The organism is Kitasatospora sp. NPDC056327 (genome assembly GCF_042261735.1).
Taxonomy (GTDB): Bacteria; Actinomycetota; Actinomycetes; order Streptomycetales; family Streptomycetaceae; genus Kitasatospora.
Map to the genome: position 1 here is coordinate 1 of NZ_JBHJRC010000400.1, position 6,155 is coordinate 6,155.

The 6,155-nt window shown below is 73.5% G+C and carries 6 protein-coding genes; 4 read left to right on the forward strand and 2 right to left on the reverse strand.

Annotated features, from left to right (window positions below):
• Positions 1–94 precede the first annotated feature (94 nt).
• On the reverse strand, positions 95–1,279 hold the full coding sequence (gene nadA / locus ACFCX4_RS33825; RefSeq protein ID WP_376150897.1) for a quinolinate synthase NadA: 1,185 nt from the start codon (positions 1,277–1,279) through the stop codon (positions 95–97).
• 201 nt (positions 1,280–1,480) lie between these two features.
• Here nadA and ACFCX4_RS33830 point away from each other — a divergent pair, with 201 nt between their 5' ends.
• The 3 genes from ACFCX4_RS33830 (at position 1,481) to ACFCX4_RS33840 (ending at position 4,591) form a co-directional block, all read left to right on the forward strand.
• The gene (locus ACFCX4_RS33830) at positions 1,481–2,404 is read left to right on the forward strand and encodes an NADP-dependent oxidoreductase (protein ID WP_376150899.1); all 924 of its coding nucleotides are present in this window, start codon (positions 1,481–1,483) and stop codon (positions 2,402–2,404) included.
• 158 nt (positions 2,405–2,562) lie between these two features.
• Complete coding sequence (locus ACFCX4_RS33835; protein WP_376150901.1) at positions 2,563–3,030, forward strand: Lrp/AsnC family transcriptional regulator; 468 nt, start codon at positions 2,563–2,565, stop codon at positions 3,028–3,030.
• Positions 3,031–3,223: 193 nt separating this feature from the next.
• Entirely contained in the window at positions 3,224–4,591 is a 1,368-nt protein-coding gene (locus ACFCX4_RS33840; RefSeq protein ID WP_376150903.1) for a pyridoxal phosphate-dependent decarboxylase family protein, read from the forward strand.
• Positions 4,592–4,646: 55 nt separating this feature from the next.
• On the opposite strand, the gene ACFCX4_RS33845 is transcribed toward ACFCX4_RS33840, so the two are convergent.
• The gene (locus ACFCX4_RS33845; protein ID WP_376150905.1) at positions 4,647–5,516 is read right to left on the reverse strand and encodes a GNAT family N-acetyltransferase; all 870 of its coding nucleotides are present in this window, start codon (positions 5,514–5,516) and stop codon (positions 4,647–4,649) included.
• A gap of 246 nt (positions 5,517–5,762) precedes the next feature.
• Here ACFCX4_RS33845 and ACFCX4_RS33850 point away from each other — a divergent pair, with 246 nt between their 5' ends.
• Positions 5,763–6,116 carry a HesB/IscA family protein gene (locus ACFCX4_RS33850; RefSeq protein ID WP_376150907.1) on the forward strand — a complete coding sequence of 118 codons (354 nt, stop codon included), beginning with the start codon at positions 5,763–5,765 and terminating at the stop codon, positions 6,114–6,116.
• Positions 6,117–6,155: the final 39 nt, after the last annotated feature.

Genomic DNA, 6,155 nt, shown 5'->3' on the forward strand with positions numbered 1-6,155 from the left:
GATAATGGGGATTGTAAAAAAAGAGAATCAAGTTTTGGAAATTCAGCCCTTCGTCGCCGGGCCCGTTGTCACCGGACCCTTCGTCGCCGGGGCGCTACGGCAGGGCCAGCATCCGGTCCAGCGCCGCCTTGGCGTGCTTCTCGGTCTCCGGGTCGACGCTGATCACGTTCGGCACCCGGCCCTCGACCAGCGACTCCAGCGCCCAGACCAGGTGCGGCAGGTCGATCCGGTTCATGGTCGAGCAGAAGCAGACCGCCCGGTCCAGGAAGACGATCTCCTTGTCCGGGTGCGCCTTGGCGAGCCGGCGGACCAGGTTCAGCTCGGTGCCGATGGCCCACTTGGAGCCGGGCCCGGCGGCGTCCAGCGCCTTGATGATGTACTCGGTCGAGCCCACCATGTCGGCCGCCGCGACGACCTCGTGCCGGCACTCCGGGTGCACCAGGACGTTGACGCCCGGGATCCGCTCGCGCACGTCGTTCACCGAGTCCAGGGTGAACCGGCCGTGCACCGAGCAGTGGCCGCGCCAGAGGATCATCTTCGCGTCCCGCAGCTGCTCGGCGGTCAGGCCGCCGTTCGGCCGGTGCGGGTTGTAGACGACGCAGTCGTCCAGCGAGAAGCCCATGTCCCGCACCGCGGTGTTGCGGCCGAGGTGCTGGTCGGGCAGGAAGAGCACCTTCTGCCCCTGCTCGAAGGCCCACTCCAGGGCGCGCTTGGCGTTGGAGGAGGTGCAGATGGTGCCGCCGTGCCGGCCGGTGAAGGCCTTGATGTCGGCGGAGGAGTTCATGTACGACACCGGGACGGTGACGTCGGCTATGCCGGCGTCGGTCAGCACGTCCCAGCACTCGGCGACCTGCTCGGCGGTGGCCATGTCGGCCATCGAGCAGCCGGCCGCGAGGTCCGGCAGGACGACCCGCTGGTCGTCTCCGGTGAGGATGTCGGCGGACTCGGCCATGAAGTGCACACCGCAGAAGACGATGTACTCGGCCTCCGGGCGGGCCGCGGCGTCGCGGGCGAGCTTGAAGGAGTCGCCGGTGACGTCGGCGAACTCGATCACCTCGTCGCGCTGGTAGTGGTGGCCGAGGATGAAGACGCGGTCGCCGAGCGCGGCCTTGGCCGCCCTGGCGCGCTCGACGAGGTCGGGGTCGGAGGCCGGGGGGAGGTCGCCGGGGCACTCTACGCCGCGCTCGCTGTTCGGGTCGGCCTCGCGGCCGAGCAGCAGCAGAGCGAGCGGCGTCGGAGTGGGGTCGACGCCGTAGGTCTCGGTGATGGTGGTGGTCACGGGCGGGTGCCCTTCTGTGCGGCCGATCAAGCGGTGCAGCCTTTTCGTCTATCTGACGCAATCTATGATAACCGGTTAGCGTCAGAGTGACGATGGCCGTCCTGTCGATGTGACGAGAACCGCTCGCCGGTTCGGAGCCTTCCCGGGGCCGCCCGGCGTGGCCGGAACCGGATCCCGGGCCGGCCGGGGTTCGCTGGGCACATGAAGGCAATCGCGATTCGCCGCTACGGCGGCCCCGAAGTGGTCGAGTACACGGACCTGCCCGATCCGAAGGTCGGCCCGGACTCGGTGCTGGTGCAGGTCAGGGCAGCCGGGGTGAACCCGGTCGACTGGAAGGTGCGGGAGGGGCGGCTGGACGGCCTGCTCGACGCGCACTTCCCGCTGGTGATGGGCTGGGACGCGGCGGGCGTGGTCCGCGCGGTGGGCGGCGGGGTCACCGAGTTCGCGCCGGGGGACGAGGTCTACGGCTACGTCCGCAAGGACGCGGTCGAGCACGGCACCTACGCCGAGCTGGTCGCCGCGCCGGTGCGCACCCTGGCCCGCAAGCCGGCCGCGCTGGACTGGGCGCAGGCCGGCGGGCTGCCGCTGGCCGGGCTGACCGCCCTGCACGCGCTGCGGGCGGTGGGCGCCGGCGCCGGGGACACCGTCCTGGTGCACGCCGCGGCCGGCGGGGTCGGCCACCTGGCCGTCCAGCTCGCCAGGGCCTTCGGCGCCCGGGTGATCGGCACCGCCGGCGAGCGCAACCACGCCTACCTGCGCTCGCTCGGCGCCGAGCCGGTCCACCACGGCGAGGGCCTGGCGGAGCGGGTCCGGGCGCTCGCCCCGGAGGGCGTGGACGCCGCGGTGGACCTGGTCGGCGGCGACGCCGTCGAGGTCTCGGCGGGGCTGGTCGCCGACCCGGCGCGGATCGCCTCCGTCGCGGACTTCGGGGTGCGGGCGCGCGGCGGCCGGTACGTCTGGGTCCGCCCGGACGCCGCCGGGCTGGCCGAGCTGGCCGCGCTCGCCGACGAGGGGCGGCTGACCGTGACCGTCGCCTCGACCTTCCCGCTCGCCCAGGCCGCCTCCGCGCAGGCGCTCAGCGCCGAGGGCCGCACCCGGGGCAAGATCGTCCTGCTCACCGGCTGACCCCCGGGCCGGGCCGGGCCCCGGCGGACGCCTCCGCGTCATCCGCCAGAGGTGGACTCGCTCCTGACATCCGCCAGAATGGTGCCGAACCGTTTCGGCGGGCCGACGCCGCCCCGCCGCCGATCCCGACGCCGCACGACCCGTGGAGCCCCGCACCGATGAGCAGCAGCCGAGCGCACGAGACGGTCGGGGCCTCCCTGGACGAGACCGACCGCCTGCTCCTCGCCCGGCTCGCCGGTGACGGCCGCGCCTCCTACGCGGAGATCGGCCTCCAGGTGAACCTCTCCGCCACCGCCGTCCGCCGCCGGATCGACCGGCTGCGGGCGCGCGGGGTGGTCCGCGGCTTCACCGTCGTCCTCGACCCCTCGGTGCTCGGCTGGCGGACCGAGGCCTTCGTCGAGGTCTACTGCCGCGAGCGGACCGCCCCCGAGGAGATCCTCGCCAGCCTGCGCCAGTTCCCCGAGGTGGTCGCCGCGTGGACGGTCACCGGCGACCCGGACGCGCTGGTCCACCTGCGGGCCGCCGACATGCGGCACCTGGAGGCGGTCATCGAGCGGATCCGCCGCGAGCCGGGCGTCCAGCGCAGCCGCTCCTCGGTCGTCCTCTCCCAGCTCATCGGCCAGTAGCGGACGGGCGGATCCGCCCCGCGCAGGAATCCTGCGCCCGGCCCGCCGAAGACGCCCGAAAGCTGCCTGACCAGCCGCGTTCCGACGCGCGGTGCACGCCTCGCGCTGCCTACGCTGAGCACGTCCGGCCGTACGGTGTCACCCCCCGTGCCACCGGGCGCTCCCCGACACCCCACAGCCGAGAGGGACACCCGTGTCCGCAGCCCCCGACCGCATGCACCGGCCCGACAGCGACCTGGTCGACCTGGTTTTCGACTACATGCGCGAGCGGCTGCAGTACGACCCCGTCCCGCTCGACCACCCCGGCGACGGCGAGCACCTGCGCGTGCAGCTCTCCGGCCTGCTCAACCAGGACGGCAACGCCCCGGCCGACGTGCTCAAGCTCTACGACCACGAGCTCTCCCGAGCGGTGATCTCCGCCGACAGCCCGCGCTACCTCTCCTTCATCCCGTGCGCCCCCACCAAGGCCGCGCTGCTCTTCGACATGGTCGTCTCCTGCGCCTCCCTCCAGGGCATCTCCTGGCTGGAGGCGGCCGGCGCGATCGCCGCCGAGAACCAGGTGCTGCGCCTGATCGCGGACCGCGCCGGCATGCCGGCCTCGGCCGGCGGCACCTTCGTCTCCGGCGGCTCGGCCGGCAACCTGTCCGCGCTGGTGGTCGCCCGCGACACCGCCCGCCGCCGGCTGGGCGTCGGCCCCGGGGCCCGGCTGCGGATCGCCGTCGCCGGCCAGGTGCACTCCTCGGTCAAGAACACCTTCAACATCATCGGCGTCGAGGCGTTCGAGGTGCCGACCGTCGACCGCCGCTTCACCGGCGAGGCCCTGCGCGCCGCGCTGGCCGCCGATCCGGACCCGGGGACGGTGATCGCCGTCGTCGGCACCGCCGGCACCACCAACGAGGGCATCGTCGACGACCTCCGCGGCCTCGCCGAGGTCGCCCGCGAGCGCGACCTCTGGTTCCACGTCGACGGCGCCTACGGCGGCGCGGGCCTGTTCGCCCCCTCCGTCCGGGAGCGCTACGACGGCATCGAGCACGCCGACTCCTTCGTCGTCGACCCGCACAAGTGGCTGTTCGCGCCCTTCGACTGCGCCGCGCTGCTCTACCGCAACCCCCAGCTGGCCCGTGCCGTGCACACCCAGGACGCCTCCTACCTGGACGTCCTGCACACCGAGGGCGACGAGTGGAACCCCACCGACTACGCCTACCACCTGACCCGGCGCGCCCGCGGCCTGCCGCTGTGGTTCTCGCTCGCCGTGCACGGCGTCCAGGCCTACACCGACGCCATCGAGGCCGGCCTCGCGCTCGCCCGGGACACCGCGCAGCTGATCCGCGACACCGACCACCTGGAGCTGCTGTTCGACCCGCAGCTCTCCGCGGTCTGCTTCAAGCGCCGGGGCTGGACCAACGACGACTACTACCGCTGGTCCCGGCAGCTGCTCGCGGACCAGATCGGTTTCGTCACCCCCACCGGCTGGGACGGCGAGACGGTCGCCCGCTTCGCCTTCCTCCACCCGGGCACCACCATGGAGACGGTCCGGGAGATCCTCGACACCATGGCGTGAGCCGCGGCCGTCCGGAGCCCCGCCGGGAACCGCCCGGCGGGGCTCCCGCCGTCCGCTACAGCAGCCCGCCGTTCGGCACGTACGGCGCCGGCGGGCGCATCCCGCGCAGGCCCAGGAAGCCCCGGGTCTCCACCGTCAGGCCGACCTCCAGGCCGACGTCCAGCGCCCACTCCTGCTCCGCGGTCAGCGCCTCGACCCGGGCCTCCACCCCGTCCGGCACCCGGGCCAGGGCCTCCCGCAGCAGCCGGGTGGCGATCCGCTTCGAGGTCGCCGCCAGCAGCCTCACCTCACCGCCGTCCCGGTAGCAGTAGCCGCTGCCCGCCAGGGTGTCCGCGATCAGCAGTTCCTCGCAGTGGGCCAGCAGCAGTTCGTGGTCCGGCCCGTGCGCGGAGCCGCGCAGCCGCCGGTCCACCGAGTCCAGCAGGTGCAGGTGGGAGGCGTTGCCCCGGTGCACCGGGAGGTTCCCCGGGTCGGCCAGCCCGGCCCGGTCCACCCGCCCGGTCAGCTGCATCGCCGGGTGCATCGTGAACCCGGCCAGCCGGTAGCGGCGCACGGCCGCGGGGGACGGCGAGGAGCACAGCATCCCGCGCAGACAGCCGTGCCCGTGCGCGAGGGCTCGGTCCAGCAGCAGTCGGCCCAGCCCCTTGCCGTGCACCTCCGGCAGCACCGCCAGCAGCGCCAGCACCCAGGCCCCCTCACGCCGCAGCGACAGCACCGCGCCCACCGGCCCGCCCCCGTGCTCGGCGATCCAGCAGCCCTGCGGATCGGTCCGCGCCAGGTGCCGCGTCCGTGCCAGCTGGTAGACGGACGGCGGGACCGGGCCGGTGACGGGAGGGGTGTCGGGGAGGGAGGCGAACGCGGCGCGGGCGATGTGCTGGACGGCCTCCGCGTCGGCGGCGGTGTCCTGGACCGGGCGCAGGATCATGCCCACCATCCTGGCCGCCCGGCCGCCCCGGCGGGGCCCGTTCACCCGGATCGGTCCGATCGGGCGGTCACCCGGGGCCGCCGGTGTGCGAGCATGGGAAGCGCATGGGGAGCGGGTACACGCCCGGCCCACGGAAACGGCGCCGCCACGAAGCCTCCGAAAACACCTCGCCGTCCGGGAAATGAAACCGGGCGGCCGTCGGTTGGCACTGGCGGCAGACCGTCGTCAAAGACCGGGAGAAAGCAGATGACCGTCCAGGACGAGACCACTGTCGAGAGTGGCATCCTCCTCACCGACGCCGCCGCGGGCAAGGTCAAGGCCCTGCTGGAGCAGGAAGGCCGGGACGACCTCGCGCTGCGCGTCGCCGTCCAGCCCGGCGGCTGCTCCGGCCTGCGCTACCAGCTGTTCTTCGACGAGCGCTCGCTCGACGGCGACGTCGTCAAGGACTTCGGCGGCGTCAAGGTCGTCACCGACCGGATGAGCGCCCCGTACCTGGGCGGCGCCACCGTCGACTTCGTCGACACCATCGAGAAGCAGGGCTTCACGATCGACAACCCGAACGCCACCGGCTCCTGCGCCTGCGGCGACTCGTTCAACTAAGGGTCCGATCCGAAGGCGGCCCCGGGGATCCTCCCCGGG

Coding starts and splice junctions, on each gene's coding strand:
- ACFCX4_RS33830 (WP_376150899.1), top strand. CDS start 1,481: ATGAAGGCAATCGCGATTCGCCGCTACGGCGGCCCCGAAGTGGTCGAG.
- ACFCX4_RS33835 (WP_376150901.1), top strand. CDS start 2,563: ATGAGCAGCAGCCGAGCGCACGAGACGGTCGGGGCCTCCCTGGACGAG.
- ACFCX4_RS33845 (WP_376150905.1), bottom strand. CDS start 5,516: ATGATCCTGCGCCCGGTCCAGGACACCGCCGCCGACGCGGAGGCCGTC.
- ACFCX4_RS33850 (WP_376150907.1), top strand. CDS start 5,763: ATGACCGTCCAGGACGAGACCACTGTCGAGAGTGGCATCCTCCTCACC.